Origin of the sequence: Proteus columbae (genome assembly GCF_009914335.1) — a bacterium.
Taxonomy (GTDB): domain Bacteria; phylum Pseudomonadota; class Gammaproteobacteria; order Enterobacterales; family Enterobacteriaceae; genus Proteus.
The window spans coordinates 3745569-3767969 of sequence record NZ_CP043925.1 but is presented as its reverse complement, the minus strand read 5'-3'; the positions used below and the strand labels follow the sequence as shown (position 1 = coordinate 3767969).

At 37.9% G+C, this 22401-nt stretch carries 21 protein-coding genes; 11 read left to right on the top strand and 10 right to left on the bottom strand.

Going from position 1 to position 22401, the window contains the following annotated elements; genetic code table 11:
• Window positions 1-69: 69 nt before the first annotated feature.
• On the bottom strand, window positions 70-702 hold the full coding sequence (gene crp, locus F1325_RS17535; RefSeq protein ID WP_004246872.1) for a cAMP-activated global transcriptional regulator CRP: 633 nt from the start codon (window positions 700-702) through the stop codon (window positions 70-72).
• Window positions 703-1014: 312 nt separating this feature from the next.
• Between crp and F1325_RS17530 the strand changes: the two genes are divergently transcribed.
• Window positions 1015-1422 carry an OsmC family protein gene (locus F1325_RS17530; protein WP_023583286.1) on the top strand — a complete coding sequence of 136 codons (408 nt, stop codon included), beginning with the start codon at window positions 1015-1017 and terminating at the stop codon, window positions 1420-1422.
• An 89-nt stretch (window positions 1423-1511) separates the two neighbouring features.
• Here the strand turns inward: F1325_RS17530 and F1325_RS17525 are convergent, their stop codons facing one another.
• The 3 genes from F1325_RS17525 to F1325_RS17515 all read right to left on the bottom strand — a co-directional run bounded on the left by F1325_RS17525 (window position 1512) and on the right by F1325_RS17515 (window position 3645).
• Window positions 1512-2381, bottom strand: a complete 870-nt coding sequence (locus F1325_RS17525; protein WP_109374239.1) for a phosphoribulokinase — start codon at window positions 2379-2381, stop codon at window positions 1512-1514.
• Between the two features lie 65 nt (window positions 2382-2446).
• Window positions 2447-2668: a YheU family protein gene (locus F1325_RS17520; RefSeq protein WP_023583288.1), complete on the bottom strand. Its 222-nt coding sequence runs from the start codon at window positions 2666-2668 to the stop codon at window positions 2447-2449.
• On the bottom strand, window positions 2665-3645 hold the full coding sequence (locus F1325_RS17515) for a hydrolase (protein ID WP_109374240.1): 981 nt from the start codon (window positions 3643-3645) through the stop codon (window positions 2665-2667). The genes F1325_RS17520 and F1325_RS17515 overlap by 4 nt, the downstream gene beginning before the upstream one ends.
• A gap of 99 nt (window positions 3646-3744) precedes the next feature.
• On the opposite strand from F1325_RS17515, the gene F1325_RS17510 reads away from it, so the two are divergent.
• From F1325_RS17510 to F1325_RS17500, 3 genes are all read left to right on the top strand, one after another.
• Entirely contained in the window at window positions 3745-4350 is a 606-nt protein-coding gene (locus F1325_RS17510; protein WP_160230771.1) for a LysE family translocator, read from the top strand.
• Window positions 4351-5069: 719 nt separating this feature from the next.
• Window positions 5070-5930 (top strand): SIS domain-containing protein, encoded by an 861-nt coding sequence (locus F1325_RS17505; protein WP_160230770.1) that lies wholly within the window; start codon window positions 5070-5072, stop codon window positions 5928-5930.
• Between the two features lie 149 nt (window positions 5931-6079).
• A complete protein-coding gene (locus F1325_RS17500; protein ID WP_160230769.1) occupies window positions 6080-7624 on the top strand; it encodes a methyl-accepting chemotaxis protein in 1545 nt (514 codons plus the stop codon).
• Between the two features lie 99 nt (window positions 7625-7723).
• Here the strand turns inward: F1325_RS17500 and F1325_RS17495 are convergent, their stop codons facing one another.
• The 3 genes from F1325_RS17495 to F1325_RS17485 all read right to left on the bottom strand — a co-directional run bounded on the left by F1325_RS17495 (window position 7724) and on the right by F1325_RS17485 (window position 13970).
• Window positions 7724-9475, bottom strand: a complete 1752-nt coding sequence (locus F1325_RS17495) for a methyl-accepting chemotaxis protein (RefSeq protein ID WP_160230768.1) — start codon at window positions 9473-9475, stop codon at window positions 7724-7726.
• Between the two features lie 540 nt (window positions 9476-10015).
• Window positions 10016-11704, bottom strand: coding sequence for a methyl-accepting chemotaxis protein (locus F1325_RS17490; protein WP_109374245.1), 1689 nt, complete (start codon window positions 11702-11704; stop codon window positions 10016-10018).
• A 331-nt stretch (window positions 11705-12035) separates the two neighbouring features.
• The gene (locus F1325_RS17485; protein WP_160230767.1) at window positions 12036-13970 is read right to left on the bottom strand and encodes an ABC transporter ATP-binding protein; all 1935 of its coding nucleotides are present in this window, start codon (window positions 13968-13970) and stop codon (window positions 12036-12038) included.
• Window positions 13971-14091: 121 nt separating this feature from the next.
• On the opposite strand from F1325_RS17485, the gene kefG reads away from it, so the two are divergent.
• From kefG to F1325_RS17460, 5 genes are all read left to right on the top strand, one after another.
• Window positions 14092-14643, top strand: a complete 552-nt coding sequence (gene kefG / locus F1325_RS17480) for a glutathione-regulated potassium-efflux system ancillary protein KefG (protein WP_109374247.1) — start codon at window positions 14092-14094, stop codon at window positions 14641-14643.
• Window positions 14643-16496, top strand: coding sequence for a glutathione-regulated potassium-efflux system protein KefB (gene kefB / locus F1325_RS17475; protein ID WP_100159728.1), 1854 nt, complete (start codon window positions 14643-14645; stop codon window positions 16494-16496). Before kefG ends, kefB begins: the two co-directional genes overlap by 1 nt.
• Window positions 16497-16509: 13 nt before the next feature.
• Entirely contained in the window at window positions 16510-16713 is a 204-nt protein-coding gene (locus F1325_RS17470; protein WP_109374248.1) for a YheV family putative zinc ribbon protein, read from the top strand.
• Window positions 16714-16801: 88 nt separating this feature from the next.
• Window positions 16802-17446: a peptidylprolyl isomerase gene (gene slyD / locus F1325_RS17465; protein WP_098941721.1), complete on the top strand. Its 645-nt coding sequence runs from the start codon at window positions 16802-16804 to the stop codon at window positions 17444-17446.
• 107 nt (window positions 17447-17553) lie between these two features.
• A protein-coding gene (locus tag F1325_RS17460; RefSeq protein WP_160229872.1) for an IS3 family transposase occupies window positions 17554-18764 on the top strand; the annotation gives its coding sequence in 2 pieces (ribosomal slippage) (window positions 17554-17896 and window positions 17896-18764; 1212 coding nt in all).
• A 59-nt stretch (window positions 18765-18823) separates the two neighbouring features.
• Here the strand turns inward: F1325_RS17460 and F1325_RS17455 are convergent.
• Window positions 18824-19042, bottom strand: a complete 219-nt coding sequence (locus F1325_RS17455; RefSeq protein ID WP_023583298.1) for a SlyX family protein — start codon at window positions 19040-19042, stop codon at window positions 18824-18826.
• A 333-nt stretch (window positions 19043-19375) separates the two neighbouring features.
• Here F1325_RS17455 and fkpA point away from each other — a divergent pair, with 333 nt between their 5' ends.
• The gene (gene fkpA / locus F1325_RS17450; RefSeq protein WP_109374249.1) at window positions 19376-20131 is read left to right on the top strand and encodes an FKBP-type peptidyl-prolyl cis-trans isomerase; all 756 of its coding nucleotides are present in this window, start codon (window positions 19376-19378) and stop codon (window positions 20129-20131) included.
• A gap of 103 nt (window positions 20132-20234) precedes the next feature.
• Here the strand turns inward: fkpA and F1325_RS17445 are convergent, their stop codons facing one another.
• Both F1325_RS17445 and F1325_RS17440 read right to left on the bottom strand, forming a co-directional pair.
• Complete coding sequence (locus F1325_RS17445) at window positions 20235-21116, bottom strand: DMT family transporter (protein ID WP_109374250.1); 882 nt, start codon at window positions 21114-21116, stop codon at window positions 20235-20237.
• A gap of 66 nt (window positions 21117-21182) precedes the next feature.
• Window positions 21183-21341 (bottom strand): hypothetical protein, encoded by a 159-nt coding sequence (locus F1325_RS17440; protein ID WP_160230766.1) that lies wholly within the window; start codon window positions 21339-21341, stop codon window positions 21183-21185.
• Between the two features lie 347 nt (window positions 21342-21688).
• On the opposite strand from F1325_RS17440, the gene F1325_RS17435 reads away from it, so the two are divergent.
• The gene (locus F1325_RS17435; RefSeq protein ID WP_109374251.1) at window positions 21689-22393 is read left to right on the top strand and encodes a helix-turn-helix transcriptional regulator; all 705 of its coding nucleotides are present in this window, start codon (window positions 21689-21691) and stop codon (window positions 22391-22393) included.
• The last annotated feature ends 8 nt before the right edge of the window (window positions 22394-22401 follow it).

The following is a 22401-nucleotide window of genomic DNA, read 5'->3' as shown; positions in this document are numbered from 1 at the left end:
TGGGGTTTATACAGATTGTATCATCAATAGCCCTTTTATTGGGCTATTGTTTGTTCGGGGTGGGGAAACTTAGCGAGTCCCGTAAACGACGATAGTTTTACCGTGTGCTGAGATCAGGTTTTGATCTTCTAGCATTTTGAGAATACGGCCTACAGTTTCGCGTGAACAACCAACGATTTGACCAATTTCCTGACGTGTAATTTTAATTTGCATGCCATCAGGATGCGTCATGGCATCGGGTTGTTTTGCTAAGTTTAGTAAGGTCTGTGCAATACGGCCTGTAACATCAAGGAAAGCAAGGTTACCTACTTTTTCTGATGTTGTTTGTAATCTGTTCGCCATTTGAGCAGAAAGGCGCATCAGAATATCAGGGTTAACCTGAATTAATTGACGGAATTTTTTATAGGAAATTTCTGCTACTTCACAGGCTGTTTTTGCTCTAACCCATGCACTACGTTCTTGATCTTCTTCAAATAATCCAAGTTCACCGATGAAATCCCCCTGATTTAGGTAGGAGAGGATCATTTCTTTTCCTTCTTCATCTTTAATAAGAACAGCCACGGAACCTTTAACAATATAATAAAGTGTTTCCGCTTTCTCACCTTGGTGGATCAGCGTGCTCTTGGATGGATATTTGTGAATATGGCAGTGTGACAAAAACCATTCAAGAGTCGGGTCTGTTTGCGGCTTGCCGAGAACCATTCGCGTTATCCTCTGTACGTTAAATGCAGCCTTTCAAAACGGATAGGTTCCCTTTTGATACAGCGTGCTTAAAAATCCTATCTTTACCTATTAACTTCCTGAGAACACGGTAAGTTAATATGGAGTAGATTATAATAAATGAGAAAATAATGCATTGATCTTAACCACTATCATCAAGCAGATATTGTTTTTAACACAATTAGTGCATTAAGTCTCGTTTTACGCAGTCAGCATAATAAACCTATTTGCTAATTGCTAGTTGAATTATGAGAATGTACTCTTTTAGTTTCTGTCATCTTTAGGGGAAAATAAATGGAAGCGAGAGTTAAGTGGGTAGAAGATTTATCTTTTGTCGGTGAGTCTTCTTCTGGTCATCAAATCATGATGGATGGAAATTCGGGTGATAAAGCACCAAGTCCAATGGAAATGGTATTAATTGCTGCAGGTGGGTGTAGCGCTATTGATGTTGTGAGCATCTTACGTAAAGGTCGTCACCAAGTGACTGATTGTGAAGTGAAATTAACATCAGAAAGACGCGAAGAAGCCCCTCGTCTATTTACTGATATCAATTTACATTTTATTGTTTCAGGTAAAGAATTAACGGATAAAATCGTAGAACGAGCTGTTCAATTATCCGCAGAAAAATATTGTTCTGTTTCTTTAATGCTAGGAAAAGCAGCCAATATTACGCATTCATTTGAAATAAAAGATGCCGACTAATTTTGATATTTTAAAATAAAGTTTAATTCGAAAAATAATATCCCTTAATTAATGGGATATTATTTTTATAGAGATAAATTTTATTTTGGTTAACTTATCTTTTCGCCATTTAATAATTTTTTGACTAATGGCGCCATAATTAATTCCATCGCTAATCCTAATTTCCCGCCCGGTACAACAATAGTATTTATTGTTGACATAAATGAGCCATGCAACATCGCAAGTAAATAGGGAAAATCAATATCGGTTAAGCCTCGAAAACGAATAACAATAAAGCTTTCATCGAGAGTGGGGATTGCTTTGGCAGAAAAAGGGTTTGAAGTATCAACCGTTGGAACTCGTTGGAAGTTAATGTGAGTGCGTGAGAATTGAGGAATAATATAGCTAATATAATCATCCATTGAGCGTACAACCGAATCTCTTACCGCCTCTTGTGAGTGTCCTCTTTCTGTGGTGTCTCGAATAAGCTTTTGTATCCACTCTAGGTTTACGATAGGGACAACACCCACTAGTAAATCAACATGTTGTGCGACATCGTGCTCATTGGTGACAACGCCCCCGTGTAACCCTTCATAAAAGAGAACATCGGTATTGTTTGGCAAAGGCTCCCAAGGTGTAAATGTACCTGGTAATTGGTTGTAGGGAGTGGCTTCATCATAAGAGTGTAGATACTTGCGAGATTGACCTTGTCCTGTATCACTATACTGACTTAAGGTCTTACTCAGTAAGCTAAAATCATTTGCTTCAGGGCCAAAATAACTGATATGTCTACCTTGTTCTCTGGCTTTTCTTATCGCCATATCCATTTCAGGACGGGTATAGCGATGGAAACTATCTCCATCAATCAATGCAGCATTTGCATTGAGTTGTTGGAATATCTTACGAAAAGCTTGGCTTGTTGTGGTAGTTCCTGCACCACTTGAGCCAGTCACTGCGATGATCGGATGCTTGATTGACATAGGTTATCCTTTTGCTAAATAAGGTTGGCCCTTATTGACGGCGATACATCGCTTGCTTTGAATAACTAACCAGAGCGAAACTGCGATGCCGGCATAATATTGACGCTCTCATGAAGTTCTGACCAAACCAATACGGCTTCACCGGATTTAAGTTGTTTTTTTACGTCGGCGACTTTTTGTTCAAGCGTTTTCTCTTGGATACCATAATCAGTGCCTTCTCGTAAAACAAAACTTTCAATAAGATTATCAAGTGTCTCTGTGGAAAGCTCATTCCAAGGAATTATCATTTGGTTTTCTCCAAATAAGCGGATAACCAGTCAGGTATTCGGCTTTCAAGCCACATCACGGGTTTAGAAAGTTTTCCACTTACAAAACCGACATGCCCACCAAACTCGGTGAGTTGATATTCAATGTTGTTTGGTAAGGTTGTGATATCAGGAATAACATCCGCAGACATAAAAGGATCATCTTTCGCGTGAATAATCAGTGTTGTTTTCTTTATTTTATTTAATAAAGGTAATGCACTGCATTGGCGATAATAATCTAACGCATCTTTAAATCCGTGAATTTTAGACGTGATAAGATCGTCAAATTGACGTAGTTTTTTAATGGATTTTATCGTCAATAAGCTGATTGGTAATGATTCAGGATAGCGAATAAGCTTGCGTGTCGCGTTATTTTTCAGCTCTTTTAACAGATACCATTGATAAAAACGAGAAAAGCCATGTTCAATTTTTGTTGAGCATGGTTCTAGCATTAATGGCGCAGAGACAATAACGGCAGCATCTACAACCGCATTTTCACCGCTTTCTGCGAGATAATAGGCAAGCATATTTCCACCAAGAGAGTAGCCAACGGCGGCTGTTGGTTGCTCACCAAATTCCTTTTTCAACCAATTTAAGAAGTAGCGAGCATCTTCCGTTTCACCAGAGTGATAAATGCGCTTTTGTCTATTGGGTTCACCACTACATCCTCTAAAGTGCATCACAACGCTTAGCCAGCCTCTCTCTTTTGCTGCGGCTAACATGCCGTGAGCATAAGGGCTACTAAATCCACCTTCTAAGCCATGAAAAATGACTAAGCGCGGTTTATTGAGTGCTGTTGTCGGATCTTCACTCCACGCTAAATCGACAAAATCGTTGTCTGGGAGATTGAGTCGTTGCCAATGTGGCGTAAGTTGTGGTGTCCTACGTACAATTCTTGGTAAGAGCGTTTGTAAATGTGGATTTTTAGCCCAACGCATTGGATTAAAGTATTGAGACATATTTTCCGTCTATCAAAATGAATTAACACTTGTTTGCTAAATAACATACTGCTATTTTCGGTGAAAATAAAACATCTGTCACATCTTTGAGCACTTATAATGACAATTAGTCTGATTTCATCGTTAGCAATTTTCCTATTTATTGCTGCTATCACGCCTGGACCCAACAACTTATTGCTTACTTCATCAGGTGCTAATGTAGGTTTTAAAAGCTCATTAAAGCTGATGGCTGGCATTATGCTAGGTATGCAATGTGTTTTGCTGAGTTCTGCATTTGGTGTTGCCGCATTATTGATAATTTATCCTGCACTGCATATTGGATTGAAGGTAGTCGGGAGTGCGTATCTGCTTTGGCTTGCTTGGAAAACAGCAACATCATCTTATCAGCGTTTAGATATTCCAGCAAAAACGCCCCAAGCAGTAAGCTGGTTTCAGGGCGGATTATTGCAATTTCTAAATCCAAAAGCGTGGATGATGGGATTAGGTGCAGTAGGAAGCTTCAGTTTATCGGGCGATGCTTATTTTAGCTCTGTTATTGCTATTAGTATTGTTATGGTTATTGTTAATTTCGTTGCCGGTATTGTTTGGATATTAGGCGGAACATTAATTAGTCTATTTTTACAAAGCAGACAGTCTTGGTTTATTTTTAATATCTCGATGGGATTATTAACGGCACTTTGTGTACCTTTGATTTGGATAGGGTAAATTAAAAAACATTTATAAATCAATAGATAAATTAACTTTCTTGATTAAAGTGATGTTTTTTTAAGTTTGGTTAAAATGATCTTTCTGAATGTGTATCAAAAAAAGAGCATTAATCTATCAAAAGAGAGATCTGCGATCATCTGTCATCTTTATTATGTATGTTACAGTGTCAATCATATAAAATGCTTATTGGTTTTGGGTTTTTACTCTTTTTAATATCCGTCTTTTTATTTAAATATGTTGTTTAATCTATTTTTGTATCATTAAAAATAATTCCCCTATGAAGGAATTATTTATTCCTTATTACTGTTTGTAATTAAAGGTTTTTTATTGTGTTAATGTTTTTAAAATGTGTTTTATATTGTCATTTAGTTAATTATTATGTTTAAAAACGCAATTTTGCTGAATATAAGTATATTCAGTTTATATCGTGTTGTTGACTAAGAAGAATAAATTATTATTTAAAATTGGAAAAAATTAAATTAAGTATTATAAAATATAGAGGTTAATGTGTGAGAGATTGAATAAAAAGAGTCAATATAACGTTATTATAAGAACAAGTATTTCGATAATAATATTACTTTTTTTATGATTTATTGTATCTCATATTTTGTTTCTAATTGATTTTATTCTAAAAACTTAATTACTTTAGGTATTAAACGTTTTATCAAAATTATTCCATATATAACTATATTGTACTCGAAGTGGATATTGTCATTATGCCAACATTAACGAAAATTGCGTGGATCAAGCCTGGTATGGCGACAAATCAACGTAAAATAGCGGATTATATTTTAGAGAACCCAGAAAAAACGGTCACTCTTTCATCACAGCAACTTGCTGAAACAATGGGTGTGAGTCAATCAGCTATTGTTAAATTTAGCCAAAAAATTGGATTCAAAGGTTTTCCTTCTTTGAAGCTTGCAATTAGTGAAGATCTTGGGCGAAAAAATGCAAATACTGGGCAGGATCCTAGCATATTACATAATCAGATTGGCTCTGAAGATAGCTTAGTTGTAATAGCTCAAAAACTTGCTCAAGAGAAGAATAATTCTATCAGTGATACCACTCGCCAAATTAATTACCTTCATTTTGAAAAGGTGATCCAGCTTATTGATGAAGCTCAGCGAGTTCAGATTATTGGTATTGGTGGTTCAGGGTTAGTCGCAAGAGACTTAAGTTATAAATTACAGAAAATAGGAATAACCACTCTGATTGAAACAGATCATCATGTTCAGATATCTGTTGCTCAAATGTTAAGTTCAAAGGATTTGCAGATAGTTATTTCTTATAGTGGCAAAAGAAAAGATATGTTAGTTGCGGCCTCTGTGGCTAAAAAACAGGGAGCAAAAAACATTGCTATTACAGGCGAAAAACACTCTCCATTAGGAAGAATTTCTGATTATATATTAGAAACAATTGCGGATGAAGGTGAGTGGCGAAGCGCTTCAATCTCTTCACGTACAGCACAAAATACGATCACTGACCTTATTTTTATGGCATTATTAAAGAAACGTGATGAGTGTGCGAAGACATTAGTGCTAAGTTCACAGGCATTAATTAATAGCCTAGATAATTAAAAATTTTGAACTGATTCAAAAAACTAATATTTAAATGTAGGTATTTACACTTATTACTAAAGTTATTCTCCTAACGGCCGAAACGATAGTTATTTAGGCAGTCTTTTTTTGTTGAGATGTTTTAATTTCAATGTCGAGGAGAGTAACTAATGCGTAACAATCAACCGGTGACACAGCGAGAATACCCGGTATCTGAAAACGCAACACTGATGTCGACGACAGATCTTGATGGCAATATTATTTATGCCAACGAGGATTTCGTCGAAGCCAGTGGGTTTTCAGTCGAAGAGTTGGTGGGGAAACCCCATAATCTTGTCCGGCATCCAGATATACCTTCAGAAGTCTTTAAGGATATGTGGAGAACTTTAAAGCAAGGTGAGGTTTGGACTGGGATCGTTAAAAATCGGCGTAAAAATGGGGATCACTATTGGGTAAGAGCGAATGTCACTCCTATTATACGTCAGGGTAAAATTCAAAGTTTTATGTCGGTAAGGACGGCGGCAAAAAAAGAAGAAATAGCACAAGCCTCAGCACTTTACGCCGCTTTTAATCAAGGTAAATACCCTTCACACACGTTTTTAAAAGGCGCTTTTGTTTATAAAGGATGGCAACGTTGGCGCTCATGGAATCAAACAATTTCATTAAAAAAACGACTCCGTCTCTTTATCCTCTTACCTTTACCTTTTATGTTGTTAAGTGCATGGTTTGCTGGTTTATCGGGTTATGCTCTTTTTATGCATATCGTGATTTTGCTGGTATTACTGATGGCAAATGAACGTATTCTCTATTTTCAGCTTGTTAAGCCAATTAGGCTACTTAATGAGCAAGCGAATCGAGTTGCAACTGGCGATGAACATAACGTTACGTATATCAATCGCATCGATGAAGTGGGCATGACACAGCGTTCCGTTAATCAATTAGGACGCATGTTCCGTTGGTTGGTAAGTGATGTGAGTCATCAAATTCATCAAGTCGATATTTCTTGTGATCAATTAGCCGCAGGTAATCGCGATCTGTATGTGAGAACAGAGCAAACCGCCAGCAATGTTGAAGCAACTGCTTCAACGATGAATGAATTAACAACAGCAGTAAGCAGTAATAGTGAAACGGCAGGGCAGGCAAATAATCTCTCTAATATCACTTGTGAGGCAGCGATAAAAGGAGGTAGTGCAATGGATAATATCGTTACTACCATGAATGATATTGCGAAAAGCTCTGATCGTATTAGTAATATCATTGGTGTTATTGATAGCATTGCCTTCCAAACGAATATCCTTGCACTTAATGCATCCGTAGAAGCGGCTAGAGCGGGTGAACAGGGTCGAGGTTTCTCCGTAGTTGCAACAGAAGTAAGAGAATTGGCACAGCGCAGTGCTGAAGCAGCGAAAGAGATCAAAGCATTGATCAATGCTTCAAGTAGCAATATCAAAGTGGGTTCAAAGCAGGTCAATGAAACTGTCGGAACAATGGAAGATATTGTGGTACATGTTAAAAATGTGACCGATTTAATTGGTGAAATCAGTCTCGCATCCACAGAGCAGAGTGCGGGTTTAAAAGAGCTTGGCCGTGCTGTTGAAAAATTGGAATCGATTACGCATGAAAATGCGAATTATGTTTCGAAAGCTTCAATGATTTCAGGTGAAATGAAAGTACAAACTAACTACTTAGTTAGTGCAATCAATGTATTCCATTAATTTGTCATTATTTAAGAAGTAAAAGAAAAAGACACCTACTAAAAATAGGTGTCTTTGTGTTTATCTAAATCACGTTTTTATCATGATCAAATCAATGGATTAAAAGCTTGTCCAATCATCATCTTCATCTTCATCGTCATTTACAGTTGCGGTTCCTTTTGCCGATTTTTTCTCTTTCACTTCATCTTTGACTGTATTTTTTATCTTCTCATTTTTTGTATGTAGTGATGTTTCAGATGAGAACGGTTTTTCTATTACTTTGTGTTGTGCCTTTTTATTGAACTGTTCACTTTCAGCCGTTTTAAACTGTTCAACGATTTGTTCAAGATTACCTGCTTCTTCAGTCAATAAGCTGGCAACAGAGGAAGATTGCTCAACCATCGCCGCATTTTGCTGTGTTGCCTTATCCATTTCAGTGACTGCAAGAGAGACTTGAGTAATGCCTCGAGTTTGTTCTTCTGATGCAGATAAAATTTCAGTCATTGAATCTTCAACATGTTTTACGGAAGTCAGTATTTCGCACATAGAAATGCTGACTTGCTCAACAAGATCATTACCATGGCGAACACGGCTAATAGAGGCATCAATTAACTCTTTAATTTCTTTTGCAGCTTCGGCACTGCGTTGTGCCAATTCTCTGACTTCTGTTGCAACTACGGAGAATCCCCGACCTTGTTCACCTGCTCTGGCGGCTTCAACCGCAGCATTTAATGATAAAATATTGGTTTGAAAAGCGATGCTATTGATAACAGCAGTGATTTCACCAATTTTTTGTGAGCTATCAGCAATGTCAGTCATCGTTTTCACCATTCTATTGGTGACATCGCCCCCTTTACTGGCAATATTGGAAGTTTGGCTGATAAGGTGTGAAACTTCACGAGCACTTTCTGTATTATTTCTCACTGTTGCTGTGAGTTGTTCCATACTTGATGCTGTTTCTTCTAATGCGCTCGCTTGCTCTTCGGTACGACAAGAAAGATCGGTATTCCCTGCGGATAACTCTTGAACACCAGTATAAATATGATGACTTGTTCCTCGGATCGCATTCACAATTAATGACAGTTCGGTACGCATATATTGAATACCTGTAATTAATTGGTCGATTTCATTATTTCCTTTTGCAGTGACATCTTTATTTTCTAATAAATTTCCTTGTGAAATTTCCGACATATAATCGACAATTTGATTGATACGTAAAACAATATTTCGACGTATCCAAAGTACAACAAGGACAGTGAAAAGAATAAAAACAAACATAAAGACAAAAGCTAACACCAAGGTACGTTCATAATTACCTTGAGCTGCTTTTATTGCGTGAGTAACAACGTTATTACTGAGGTAATCTGTTGCTTCATAAAGGGATTGAGTGAAGCGTTCATTGGTATTATGTGCATAAAGAGATTGAAAACCGTAGTAATCGCGTATCTCTAGACATGATGCAAGTTGGTCAAGATCGTAAAGCACACGATTAAAGAGCTTTTTCATACTCTCTATTTTTTCGGGATCAAAATTAGCTTCTTCAGTAGCAGTGAAGTATGCGGTAATAATACGTATAACTTCTTGTTTTCTTTTTGGATAAGAGGAAAGGAAGTCAGAGATTTTATTTTCTGCAATATCGGGTGTGAGATGAGCGTCAAACATAACATTTAGCATATCTTCACGTAATTTATTTAACTCAGCATAACCATAATCCATCGTTTTTATCTGTTCAAAGCCATTTGCTAATTGTGAGATCCGCTTATTTGTTAAACTCGCGTCACGGATACTCATTGCACCAGAAAAAAGTTGAATGGCGCAAAACAGTATTAAGATAAACATTAAGCCATTAGATATTTTTATTCGTTTCAGCATAGCCTTACCTATTTAATTGGTTTGTAGGACACACAGCAAGGAGCGATAACTATTTATCAATTAAACTTATTCGGCTCAATGTTTAAAAACTTTACCTTTTCTACTTTGTTTAATGGTAAAGACGACTTATATTTCTTTTTTTAGCTTTAATTATCAGCTAATGGCTAAAATTTTCTAATGATTAATAGAAAAATCTATAAGTATATTATCTTACTTATTTTTTGTGTTAATTGTTAAAATATAAATATTAATAATGTTTTTTTGAATATTAAAATGATAATAAGCAGTATTTTATTTTTATTTATCTTTTTATCTTATGATAAGTAAAATAAAATTATCGCTTTCATAAATACTCTTAATGTTTCTAAAAAAACCATTTTGTTTCGTATAAAAAACGATCTGTTTTTTTGTGTTTATGTGCGGTGGGATCAGAAATACTCCCAGAAAAATTACTGGGAGTATGGTAGGGAGAGGTTTTGTTATATGTTCTGGACTATTTTCTACACCGCTCTTTCTTACGATGTTACGTGAGAGAGATAATTAAAAGCTTTCCCAATTATCGTCTATTTCATGATTATTGGTTTTGATTGTTGGTGTTTTAAGTGTTTCAGTGTCTTGTGACTTAGCTGAAAATGCGGGTAATTTAGCTTTAGCTGGTGCGATTTTTTCATGTTCAACTTTAAATGTATTCACAATCGTATCCAACATACTTGCTTGTTCACTTAATGTGGCAGAAGCAGCCGTTGATTGTTCAACCATCGCCGCATTTTGCTGAGTTGCTTTATCCATCTCATTAACAGCAAGGCTGATTTGTGCAATACCACGGGTTTGCTCTTCTGATGCAGATAAAATTTCCTTCATCGAACCCGAGACATGATTAACAGATGTAACAATCTCACCCATTGATAAACTAACTTGTTCGACGAGATCATTACCTTGTCTAACACGTAATATTGTCGATTCAATAAGCTCTTTGATCTCTTTCGCCGCTTCTGCACTACGCTGTGCTAAGTTGCGAACTTCACTGGCAACAACAGAGAAACCACGACCTTGTTCGCCCGCTCTTGCCGCTTCAACAGCAGCGTTAAGGGCTAATATATTGGTTTGGAAAGCAATATCATCAATAACCGCAGTGATTTCACCAATTTTTTGTGAGCGATCGGCAATGTCGGTCATTGTCATAACCATCTTATTACTATGCTCACCGCCTTGCACGGCAATATCAGCAGTGCTCATAACGAGTTCTGTTACTTCACGAGCGCTTTCCGTATTATTACGAATAGTTGCAGTCATTTGCTCCATGCTGGATGCCGTTTCTTCTAATGCGCTGGCTTGCTCTTCAGTTCGGCTTGATAAGTCATTATTACCCGCAGCAATCTCTTGTACGCCAGTGTAAATAGTTGCACTCGTATTGCGAATAGAGCTTACCATCTCTTTTAATTGAGCACGCATTTGCTGTAAGCCAAGCATGAGCTGATCGATTTCAGTCTTACCTGAAATATCGCTATCAATGCGACTGACTAAATCACCTTTAGCAATCGCTTCTTGATAGGTGATCATTTGGTTAATGCGCATAATAATGTATTTGCGGATCCAAATAAGAACTAAGGTGGTAAAGATGAGGAAGATACCCATAAAGAGTGATGCTACCCACAACATGCTGTGGTAATTATCTTCTGCTTCAATGACTGAAGGGTTAACAACTTCATCGGTAATAAAGTCTGTGGCTTCATACAGGGAATTCGTGAAGTTAGTGTTTGCTGGGCTTTTTAAAATTAAACGAACCGCGTTAGTGTTACGTTCACTTAAATACTGCGCCAGTAAATCAAGATCAGCTCGGCTTTTTTGATAGAGCTGTTTGATTTGCGCCATACGCTGCTGATCGAAACCTGTTTGCGCAGATAGCTCAACATATTCATTCATCAATGCATCAACTTGCGCTTTACGCGCAGGCATAGTTTGCATAAATGCAGTGATGTTCGCATCCTCGGCTTGAGGGTTTGAAATATAACTAAATGCTTGTGCAATAATATCAGTACGTAATGTATTCAACTCCGCATAGGTATTATCCATGGTACGTAGTTGATCGAAACTGTATGAAATTCTTTTAAGAGTATTTTGAGTCTGGTAGGCATCGTGAATGCTTTGTACTCCAGAAATGATCTGAATAATACAAAACAGAGTCAGGACACACATTAAACCTTGAGAGATTTTAATTCGTTTTAACATAACCCTACCTATTAGCTTTGCCTTTTCGTTGGTAAGTGGGAGGTCCACTTAGCAGAATGATTAATTCGGCTGGAATGTTAAAAACTTTAGCGTGAAAGAATTTATTTCCCTTACTTAATATAAACAGGTAGAAAATAAACGTTAGATGATTATTTTTATTGGGTTATTTTTAGATAGAGTGAGATTATGTTTTGTGTAAATCGTGCTATTGTAAAATGATATAAATACCGTAAGTGAAATGAATTGTATAAATTTTCAGAATGAATTGAAGGGCAAAAAGAAAGGAACTATTTCGCTTAAAATAGTTCCTTTTTTAATGAATCGGGTTGTATTACTGGGCTTCAAATGTGTTTGTCATTTCTTCCAGTGTTTCTTGTAACTCCATCCACTCCATTTCCACTTCTTCTAGTGCAGATTTCGCAACACCTTGTCGGCTTAAGCAATCAGAAAGCTCATTTTTACGGCTAGTATCATAAATACCACTATCAGAAAGAGCAGTTTCGATATCACTAAGCTCTTGGCTTAATTTATCCATCTTGCTTTCTAATGTTGTGAGTTTCTTGCGTAAAGGCTGGGTTTGTTGTCTAAACTCAGCTTCTTTACGTTTTTGCTCTTTTTTATCTTGAGCACTTAAATTGGTGGTTGTCGTAGTGTTGTCGTTATCTTGTTGGCTTTTATTTGCCTGTGTCTCTTGACGATTTTGATCAACTAACCATTGTTGGTAATCATCAAGATCACCATCAAATGGCTCAACTTGACCATCGTGTACAAGATAGAGATCGTCAGTGGTAGAGCGTAATAAATGCCTATCATGCGATACAACAACAATTGCCCCTTCAAAGCTAATTAGAGCTTGGGTTAGTGCTTGGCGCATATCTAAATCAAGGTGGTTTGTTGGTTCATCCATTAATAGCAAGTTAGGACGTTGCCAAACTAAAAGTGATAAGACTAAACGTGCCTTTTCACCTCCAGAAAATTGACCACAAGCATCCGTGACTTTATCGCCATGAAAACCGAAACCGCCCAAGTAATCACGTAGTTTTTGTTCAGTTTCTTTGGGCGCCAAACGAGTTAAATGCTGTAGTGCCGATTCATCAGAGCGTAAAAACTCCAATTGATGCTGGGCAAAATAACCAAGTTTAATACCTTTAGAAAGAGCCAATTTCCCCTGTAACGGTTGAATTTCGCCTGCAAGTAATTTTATCAGTGTCGATTTACCTGCACCATTGCGCCCTAATAATCCAATACGTGAGCCGGGAACTAAATTGAGTTTGATGTCATTAAGAATAACTTTTTCACCATAGCCCGCGCTGACTTTCTCCATTGATAAAAGAGGATTAGGTAAGCTTTCAGGTTGGCGGAAACTAAATTGGAATGGGTTATCTGAATGTGCAGGAGCAACACGTTCCATTCGTTCAAGCATTTTTACACGGCTTTGAGCTTGTTTTGCTTTTGTCGCTTTCGCTTTAAATCTATCTATAAAACTCTGTAAGTGTGCAATTTTGGCTTGTTGATTCTCAAACAAAGCTTGTTGTTGCGCGAGTTTGGTTGCACGCTGCATTTCAAATGAAGAGTAGTTACCTGAATATTCAAAGATTCTTTCTTGCTCAATATGCAAGATTTTATCCACGATCGGATCAAGAAAATCACGGTCATGGGAAATTAAAATAAGTGTGCCTGTGTAGCTTTTTAGCCATTTTTCTAGCCAAATTACAGCATCTAAATCTAAGTGGTTGGTGGGTTCATCGAGTAGTAGTAAATCAGATCGACAAATCAGCGCTTGTGCTAAGTTTAAACGCATTCTCCAGCCACCTGAAAATGATTTTACAGGTTCATTAAGTTGCTGTTGGCTAAAACCTAAACCATTCAGTAAGGTCGCTGCACGAGATTGTATTGTCCATGCATTAATTGCATCTAATTGCCCATGTATCAGTGCAATAGCGTGACCATCGTTTATTTCGTTAGCTTTTTGTAATCGTTGTTCTAACTGACGGTATTCTCTATCACCATCAATAACATAATCAATAGCAGGTACATCAAGTGCAGGTGTTTCTTGGTTAACCCATGCCATTGACCATGTACTAGGATAGGTGACATTGCCTGCTTCAGCTTGAAGTTCACCTTTCAATAAAGAAAGTAATGTGGTTTTGCCACAGCCATTTTTACCGACTAGACCAATTTTTTGCCCTGGATTAATGGTTGCACTGGCATTGTCCAGTAACACTCTGACACCACGGCGAATTTGCAAAGAAGAAAAAACAATCATAAATATCGTCTATTAAGAGTATGTAAATTAATATATAGAGTAAGTTGTTCGTAACTGTTGGTCACAATGCGTGCATGGTAACGGAAAAAATGGTTTCTGACACGTTTTGTAAGGAGGAATGATGTCAAACGCATCAAATGTATTACTGGTGTATGTTCATCCCGAACCGCGCCAATCAATCGCCAATAAAGCGTTATTAAATGCGGTGAGGGATTTAGAGAATATAACTATCCATGATTTATATGCTATTTATCCTGATTTTTTTATTGATATACACCATGAACAATCTTTGCTGTGTAAACATCAAGTGATCGTTTTTCAATTTCCATTGCAAACATATAGTTGCCCTGCGTTATTAAAAGAGTGGCAAGATAGAGTGCTAACTCGTCCATTTGCTAACAAAGCAGGTAGAGCACAATTAAAGGGTAAGTCATTTCGTTGTGTTATTACAACGGGAGAGCCTGAGCAGGCTTATCAACATGATGGGAAAAATCACTACACACTCACAGAATTATTACGCCCCTTTGAATTAATGGCAGAAATGTGTGGTATGCGCTGGTTATCACCAATGATTGTGTATTCAGCAAGACAACAATCTAAAACAACACTGACTCATATCAGTGAAGCTTATCGCCATTGGTTAAGTGCGCCACTTGAAGGGGAGCAAGCTTAATGGAAGATAATTGGATGATTAAAGCTGTGCTCTTTTTCCTGTGTGCGGCCGTGGTTATGGTGCCTATTGCACAGCGCCTTAAAATTGGTGCGGTACTCGGTTATTTAATTGCTGGTATTGCCATTGGTCCTTGGGGTTTAGGGCTGTTTAAAGATGTCGATAACATCTTACATTTTGCTGAATTAGGTGTGGTCTTTTTAATGTTCCTTATTGGTTTGGAATTAAATCCAGCCAAATTATGGGAATTGAGGCGTGCCATTTTTGGTGTTGGTTCAATGCAGGTGGTATTAACCGCCTCTATTTTTTCAGGACTCATTCTCGTTTTCACTTCTTTCTCGTGGCAGGCAGCCGTTATTGGTGGATTAGGTATTGCGATGTCTTCTACTGCGATGGCATTGCAACTTATGAACGAGAAAGGAATGAACCATAATGAAGGCGGGCAATTAGGTTTTGCTGTTTTACTTTTCCAAGATATGGCGGTTATTCCTATCCTTGCCGTTATTCCTTTGTTAGCCGGAGAAACGGCAAGCAGTGATTGGTATCGTATTGGCGTGAAAGTGGCCGCTTTTGCTGGTTTACTGATTTGTGGTCGTTATTTATTACGTCCACTCTTACGCTTAGTTGTGAAATCAGGAGTAAGAGAAGTTTTTACAGCTGCTGCGCTACTTGTGGTATTGGGTGCTGCTATTTTTATGGAAACCCTAGGCTTTTCAATGGCTATGGGAACCTTTATCGCGGGAGTGTTATTGGCAGATTCAGAATATCGACATGAATTAGAGATCTCCATTGAACCTTTTAAAGGTCTACTTTTAGGACTCTTTTTTATCTCTGTTGGTATGTCTTTAGATATCGGCATTTTATGGCGTTATCTTCCACAAGTATTATTGGGCGTCTTAGTTCTGGTTATTGTGAAAGCGTTGATACTTTATAGTATTGCTTGGTTAGCTAGATTGCGCTTTTCCACGCGTTTACAATTCTCAGCGGTGTTAAGCCAAGGTGGGGAATTTGCGTTTGTTGTTTTCTCAACATCTATGGCAATGGGCGTATTAGATAGTCAGCAAATGGCGTTATTGTTGGTTGTTGTCACACTTTCTATGATGACAACACCTCTTGTGATGCAAATGACAGACGCTGTGTTTGCTCGTCGTTATAATGAAGCTAAAACGGACGAACAGCCCTTTGTTGAAAATAACCACCCAGAGGTCATTCTTGTTGGATTTGGTCGAATGGGGCAGGTTGTAGGGCGCTTATTAATGGCGAATAAGATTAATGTCACGGTATTAGAGCATGATGTCGGAAGCATAAGCACCATGCGTAAATATGGCTATAAAGTTTATTACGGTGATGCAACCGATCTCAATCTATTGCGCGCAGCTGGTGCTGAGCATGCTAAAACTATTGTTATCACCTGCAATGAGCCTGAAGCTACGATGGAAATCGTTCATCTTTGCCAACACCATTTTCCTAATTTGCATATTATTGCAAGGGCAAGAGGGCGTGTTGAAGCTCATGAGTTGCTCAAAGCAGGTGTGACAGATTTTAGCCGTGAAACATTTTCTAGCGCCTTAGAATTAGGACGTAAAACGTTAATTGAATTAGGCATGCATCCTCATCAAGCTTATCGGGCACAACAGCATTTCCGTCGTCTGGATATTAACTTATTGAGAAAGCTGGTGGATGAATCTCCTGAAGAAGTCTCTAACGTTTCACGAGTGAAAGAAGCGAGACGAGAACTTGAGGAGCTCTTTAGTGAAGAAATTCGTCAAGAGCACCATCAGCCTGATATTTGGGATGAATCTTTAACAGAAGACATTCCTCAAATACATAAAGAAAAAAAATCTATTGATAAATAGGAGAACTGACCCCATGTCTGCAACCCGTAAACGCTTTATCGCAGGAGCCGTGTGTCCACACTGTAAAGCTCAAGATACACTCAAAATGTGGCGTGAAGATAAAGTAGATATTGTGGAATGTGCAAAATGTGGCCACCAGCAACGGCAAACAGAGGGTGAAGTTAACTCACTTGTTCGTGAAAATGAACAAGTCATTGGGATCTTTACACCACAATAATTGTAGGTTTTTTGATATAACCCGATACAGAAGATTTATTTTTCGTTACAATCGGGAAAATTTTGCCCACGGGTATGTAGGAGATGTCATGAAAGTAGCAAACGACTTGGTAGTTAGTCTGGCTTATCAAGTAAGATCAGAAGACGGTGTTTTAGTTGATGAGTCCACGGTGAGCGCACCGTTAGACTATCTGCATGGCCGTGGTTCTTTAATCAGTGGTTTAGAAAATGCATTAACAGGTCGCGAAGTCGGTGAAAAATTCGACGTAGAAGTTGCTTCTGATGATGCATATGGTCAATACGACGAAAACTTAGTTCAACGCGTACCGAAAGATGTTTTTGTGGGTGTTGATGAGTTAGAAGTTGGTATGCGTTTTCTTGCTGATACCGATCAAGGTCCAGTACCAGTAGAAATCACAGGTATTGAAGGTGACGAAGTTATCGTTGATGGTAACCACATGTTAGCAGGTCAAAACCTGAAGTTTCATGTTGAAATCGTTGCAATTCGTGAAGCGACTGAAGAAGAATTAGCTCACGGTCACGTACACGGTGAAGAAGAAGAGCACGAATGTTGTGGTGGCCACGGTCACGGTGAAGAAGGCGGATGCTGTGGCGGCGGTCACGGTCATGGTCATGGTCATTCACACGGTGAAGAAGGTGGATGCTGCGGTGGCGGCGGTCATGGTCACGGTGGTCACGGCCACGGCAATGGCGGTTGTGGTTGCCAGCACTAATCTTTTTTTGAAAAGATCAAAAGGAGCGTTTAAGCGCTCCTTTTTTGTTTTCATTGACCCGTCCTGAATAAGGTTGACACTTTTCCAATCTGAAATTGGAGAGTGTAATGAAACCAATCACTAAACGAACTCAACGCGATTATTCTCTCGCTTTTAAATTACAGCTTGTTGACCAAGTTGAAAAAGGCGAAATAACCTATAAACAAGCCCAAGATCGCTATGGTATACAAGGATGCTCTACTGTTTTAGTTTGGCTTCGTAAGCATGGTAGGTTAGATTGGTCAAACGGTACCCCTGATACTTTTTATAGAGGTTCAGCTATGACCCAATCTTCTGAACAACAAACGCCGGAACAACGCATTAAGATCCTTGAAAAGGAACTTGAAGAGGCTCGGCTTAAATCCGATTTCTTCGAAGCAGTGGTTAAAGTCATGGATAGAGACTTTGGAGTTCGTTTGTCAAAAAAGCGCAAAGCCGAGTTATTAAAGAAAAAACGGTTAAAAACCTCACCGTAACAATTGCTTGCCGTTTTATGCAGATCAGCCGACAGGCTTATTACAAGAGACTGGATAGAACTGAGGAACGAAAGAAAGCCGATTCGGCCATCATTGATGCTGTTAAATCTGAACGAGTCTTACAACCTCGACTGGGTGGGCGTAAATTACATTTTATTTTAAAGCAAAAACAGATGGTTATTGGTCGTGATCGGCTATTTTCTTTATTGAAGGAACATCAGTTACTGGTGCCTAATAAACGGGCTTATCATCGAACAACCTTAAGCCATCATCGTTTTTATCGGCATCCAAATTTAATTAAGTCAGGGTTTATCCCCACACAACCAGAACAGCTTTGGGTAGCAGATATTACCTATTTATCGACGCATGAAGGTGATACTTATTTAAGTTTAATTACGGATGCGTATTCACGAAAAATCGTGGGATATCATTTAGATAACAATATGAAAACAAGTTCAGTGAAGAAATCGTTGGTTCAGGCGTTAAAAAAACGGACTTCGACAACTTCGTTAATCCATCATTCAGATCGAGGAATACAGTATTGTTCTTCAGAATATCAGGAGATACATAAAGAGCATAATATTCAATGCTCTATGACTGATGGGTATGATTGTTATCAAAATGCCTTAGCAGAACGAATTAATGGAATATTAAAAATGGAGTATCTACTGATAAAACCGAGTAATCTGGAACAAGCAAGAAAATTAGTAGAAGAATCAATCCAACTCTATAATGAAAAACGGCCACACTTATCGTTAAACTATAAAACGCCCGATGAAGTACATCGAGCGTTTTATGCCTGAAAAGTTGTCAACCTATATCAGGACTAGTCACATTTTTGATATTAACAGCGAATGGCGACTTAATAGTGAGGTGGGGGCGTTTCATCCTCGGGTCTAGCAAGTATTGAGGTTTGAGAATTTTTTAGGCGCTCAGAAACAATTTTTAAGGCTTCTTTAAAGCGGCTGATTTCAATTTGCTGCTGTGTGACCACCTGATTTAATTCTTCAATAGTCGCGTCTTGGAAAGCAACTTTGCTTTCTAATTGAATGAGCAATCGCTCTACTTCCTTAATATCCATTGTGTTTTTCCTCCTTTAAAAAGTCCTATTACGACGAATATGATTAACAAACTCGCGAAATTTAATCTTATTTACTGATATATACACAGGAAGACATAAATCTGGTTTGAGATAAAAGACTATTTTGCTAATGTGATAGCACTCTGTGCTGACAAAAATCCTAACATTAACTGTTAAGAGTGTCGGCAAATTTTTTAAATTCATATAAAATTGCTACCCGCGGATGAGTATATACCGCAACGACAGCAAGAAGTGATGCAAAATGTTTTGGCGAAGATCTATGATGATCGTTTGCAAAACGTAGCGACTCACTAACATATACTGGAGAATGGGATGAAATCTTTATTAAAAACGACGTTGCTGGCAACCAGTTTAGCTTTCGCATTCAGTGCACCTCATGCATTCGCTGAAGAAACAGCAGTAGCTAAAGTGCCAACACTAAATAGCGCATTTAAAACTCAAAATGAGCAAAATGCCTATGCGTTAGGCGCGTCGATGGGTCGCTATATGGAAGCTGCATTACAAGAACAAAAAAATATTGGTATTACTTTAGATTCTAAACAACTGTTAGCAGGTGTTCAGGATGCATTTAATAGTAAATCAAAATTATCAGACTCTGAAATTGAATTAACGTTAGCTGCTTTTGAAGATCAAGTCCGTACTGCTGCAACAGCAAAAATGGAAAAAGAAGCGACTGAGAATAAAACTGCGGGTGATAAATTCCGTACAGAGTTTGCAGCGGAAAAAGGTGTGGTAAAAACCAAATCAGGTTTACTGTATTTAGTTGAAAATCCTGGTAAAGGTAAGACACCAACAGATGCTGATCGCGTTACTGTAAACTACAAAGGCATGCTGATTGATGGTAAACAATTTGATAGCTCTTATGATCGTAACGAACCTCTGACAATTAGCCTGAAAAGCGTTATTCCTGGCTGGACTGAAGGTATGAAGTACATCAAAGAAGGCGGTAAAATCAAGTTAGTTATTCCACCAGAATTAGGCTACGGACAACGTGCGACAAGTGGTATTCCAGCTAACTCAACATTAGTCTTTGAAGTTGAATTACTGAGTGTTGAAAGCGATAAGTAATTCACTTATCTCTAAATATCACTAAAAAAATGCTGACGTCAATGTCAGCATTTTTATTTCTAATGTCGAGCTCATCATTTATTAACGCATAGTGAACATAGTGTTAGTCTATCGCCTCTTCTACAATAATGGCTTTGGGCTTTTTAAAAACAAACAATAAGCCCACAATGATTGCACCCATTCCCGCTAAACTTAGCCAAGACATTTTATTACCTAAGAAGATGTAATCCATTAATGCTGTCACGCCAGGTACTAAATAAAATAAGCTCGTGACGTTAACTAAATTACCTGCTGTGAGTAAGCGGTATAGCAGTAATTGAGCAACAACAGAAATAATAACAGCAAGCCAAAGTACAGGAATGACAAAGCCAATGTCGAATGAGGCGTGAAAAGGCTGGAATGGCACAAATAACAAGCACAACATAAGGCTAACAACATATTGTAGCGGTAGAGCATCCATTGGCGCTAATTGCAATTTTTTCTGTGAGATTGCACCGAAGCTCATACAAAGTAGTGCAACTAACGCGTAAATCATTCCCGTTAATGAAAGGGCTGTATTAAATAGGCTTTGAGCAACCACTAACACTAATCCTGCCAAGGCGATTAAAAGCCCTAATAGCCGTGTCGCGGTAAAATTACGTTCTATTATCCATAGTGTAATAATCGGCTGAACGCCCATAATTGTGGCTAACATTCCTGGTGTAATGCTATTAGCGAGTGCTAAAAGATAACAGATGGAATAACCACCAATAATCAATAAGCCGACCCATGCCGTTTTTAAACGACTTCCTTTTGGGGGCAAAAAGCGATGGCGTTGAATACACAAAAAAGAGAGAAATGCTAAAGCGATAATAAAGCGCCAAGTTAAAATAGCAAATGAGCTACCATTATCTAATCCCCAGCGAGAAAAAATAGCACCACTGCTCCATAATAAAACGAATAATGTCGTCGGGCCGAATTTTGCCCAATATTGACCTAAGTACATGATGATATACCTGTAAAACAAGCAATAAGAGAGCTTGATTATTTTTAATGATTATTAGCGAATTAATTAAGCAACGTGAGTTGCAACAACAACCGTTGTATTGACTACAACCACTTTCACTGGCGGAGGCGGTGAAGCGAGGATCTCAATAGGTATAGAAGCAACAGAAATTAATCCTATTATTGATGAAGTTTGCTGAGATTGGCATATCATCAGTAAATTCATAGGATTAATCACTCGTTAAAATAACAATGACTTGGAATATAGGTAATCTATTCAATAGTGTCAATTCTTATTATAACCACACCTAAAAAGGGAAGTTTGCAACAATAAAAGCTGGAAATGAGTACAAAATATAAAGAAAAATGAAAAAAGCTGTGACCTATCACAAAGCTATTATTCTAAGTCACTTGACGTAGATCTTCTGGCGATCTAACGTCAGGATCGTTCTTAATTCTGTTTTTATATTTAAATTTTTTTAATATTGAATTGATCCGCAATGACGAATCGTTATAAAAAATAGAACCTCAAGTCATTATCATAATTAAAGCCTTTAAGGATTATATAATCAAATGTCTAGCCCGTTATTTAATGGTGACAGCAGCGAGTTTGAAAAATTAGATAGCCGACCTTTTACTCAAACTGATCACGAAATACTAAAGTCCTATGAAGCTGCCGTGGATGGTTTGGCAATGCTCATCGGCAATCATTGCGAAATTGTATTGCACTCTCTGGAAGATTTGAAATGTTCAGCGGTTAAAATCGCGAATGGAGAACATACTGGTCGTAAGATTGGTTCTCCAATTACCGATTTGGCATTACAAATGTTACATGACATCACAGATGAAGATTCAAGTTTTTCAAAGGCTTATTTTACCAGAGCAAAAAGTGGTGCATTGATGAAGTCAATCACGATTGCCATTCGTAATCGTGAACGTCGTGTCATTGGTTTATTGTGTATTAATATGAACCTTGATGTTCCATTCTCTGAAATAATCAAAACCTTTATTCCTGAAGAAACACATGACGTTGCATCTGATGTTAACTTTGCCTCATCTGTTGATGATTTAGTGGCTCAAACGTTAGAGTTCACGATTGAAGAAGTAAATAATGATCGTGAAGTTGCGAATAATGCTAAGAATAAACAAGTTGTGTTAAGCCTTTATGAGAAAGGTATTTTTGATATTAAAGATGCTATTAATCAGGTTGCAGACCGCTTAAATATCTCAAAACATACTGTGTATCTCTATATTCGCCAGTTTAAAAACGGAGAATAAGGCAACAT

What these genes read in the sequence shown, in the direction of transcription:
- crp (WP_004246872.1), bottom strand. Translation starts at nt 702, where the DNA reads ATGGTTCTCGGCAAGCCGCAAACAGACCCGACTCTTGAATGGTTTTTG.
- F1325_RS17530 (WP_023583286.1), top strand. Translation starts at nt 1,015, where the DNA reads ATGGAAGCGAGAGTTAAGTGGGTAGAAGATTTATCTTTTGTCGGTGAG.
- F1325_RS17525 (WP_109374239.1), bottom strand. Translation starts at nt 2,381, where the DNA reads ATGTCAATCAAGCATCCGATCATCGCAGTGACTGGCTCAAGTGGTGCA.
- F1325_RS17520 (WP_023583288.1), bottom strand. Translation starts at nt 2,668, where the DNA reads ATGATAATTCCTTGGAATGAGCTTTCCACAGAGACACTTGATAATCTT.
- F1325_RS17515 (WP_109374240.1), bottom strand. Translation starts at nt 3,645, where the DNA reads ATGTCTCAATACTTTAATCCAATGCGTTGGGCTAAAAATCCACATTTA.
- F1325_RS17510 (WP_160230771.1), top strand. Translation starts at nt 3,745, where the DNA reads ATGACAATTAGTCTGATTTCATCGTTAGCAATTTTCCTATTTATTGCT.
- F1325_RS17505 (WP_160230770.1), top strand. Translation starts at nt 5,070, where the DNA reads ATGCCAACATTAACGAAAATTGCGTGGATCAAGCCTGGTATGGCGACA.
- F1325_RS17500 (WP_160230769.1), top strand. Translation starts at nt 6,080, where the DNA reads ATGCGTAACAATCAACCGGTGACACAGCGAGAATACCCGGTATCTGAA.
- F1325_RS17495 (WP_160230768.1), bottom strand. Translation starts at nt 9,475, where the DNA reads ATGCTGAAACGAATAAAAATATCTAATGGCTTAATGTTTATCTTAATA.
- F1325_RS17490 (WP_109374245.1), bottom strand. Translation starts at nt 11,704, where the DNA reads ATGTTAAAACGAATTAAAATCTCTCAAGGTTTAATGTGTGTCCTGACT.
- F1325_RS17485 (WP_160230767.1), bottom strand. Translation starts at nt 13,970, where the DNA reads ATGATTGTTTTTTCTTCTTTGCAAATTCGCCGTGGTGTCAGAGTGTTA.
- kefG (WP_109374247.1), top strand. Translation starts at nt 14,092, where the DNA reads ATGTCAAACGCATCAAATGTATTACTGGTGTATGTTCATCCCGAACCG.
- kefB (WP_100159728.1), top strand. Translation starts at nt 14,643, where the DNA reads ATGGAAGATAATTGGATGATTAAAGCTGTGCTCTTTTTCCTGTGTGCG.
- F1325_RS17470 (WP_109374248.1), top strand. Translation starts at nt 16,510, where the DNA reads ATGTCTGCAACCCGTAAACGCTTTATCGCAGGAGCCGTGTGTCCACAC.
- slyD (WP_098941721.1), top strand. Translation starts at nt 16,802, where the DNA reads ATGAAAGTAGCAAACGACTTGGTAGTTAGTCTGGCTTATCAAGTAAGA.
- F1325_RS17455 (WP_023583298.1), bottom strand. Translation starts at nt 19,042, where the DNA reads ATGGATATTAAGGAAGTAGAGCGATTGCTCATTCAATTAGAAAGCAAA.
- fkpA (WP_109374249.1), top strand. Translation starts at nt 19,376, where the DNA reads ATGAAATCTTTATTAAAAACGACGTTGCTGGCAACCAGTTTAGCTTTC.
- F1325_RS17445 (WP_109374250.1), bottom strand. Translation starts at nt 21,116, where the DNA reads ATGTACTTAGGTCAATATTGGGCAAAATTCGGCCCGACGACATTATTC.
- F1325_RS17440 (WP_160230766.1), bottom strand. Translation starts at nt 21,341, where the DNA reads ATGAATTTACTGATGATATGCCAATCTCAGCAAACTTCATCAATAATA.
- F1325_RS17435 (WP_109374251.1), top strand. Translation starts at nt 21,689, where the DNA reads ATGTCTAGCCCGTTATTTAATGGTGACAGCAGCGAGTTTGAAAAATTA.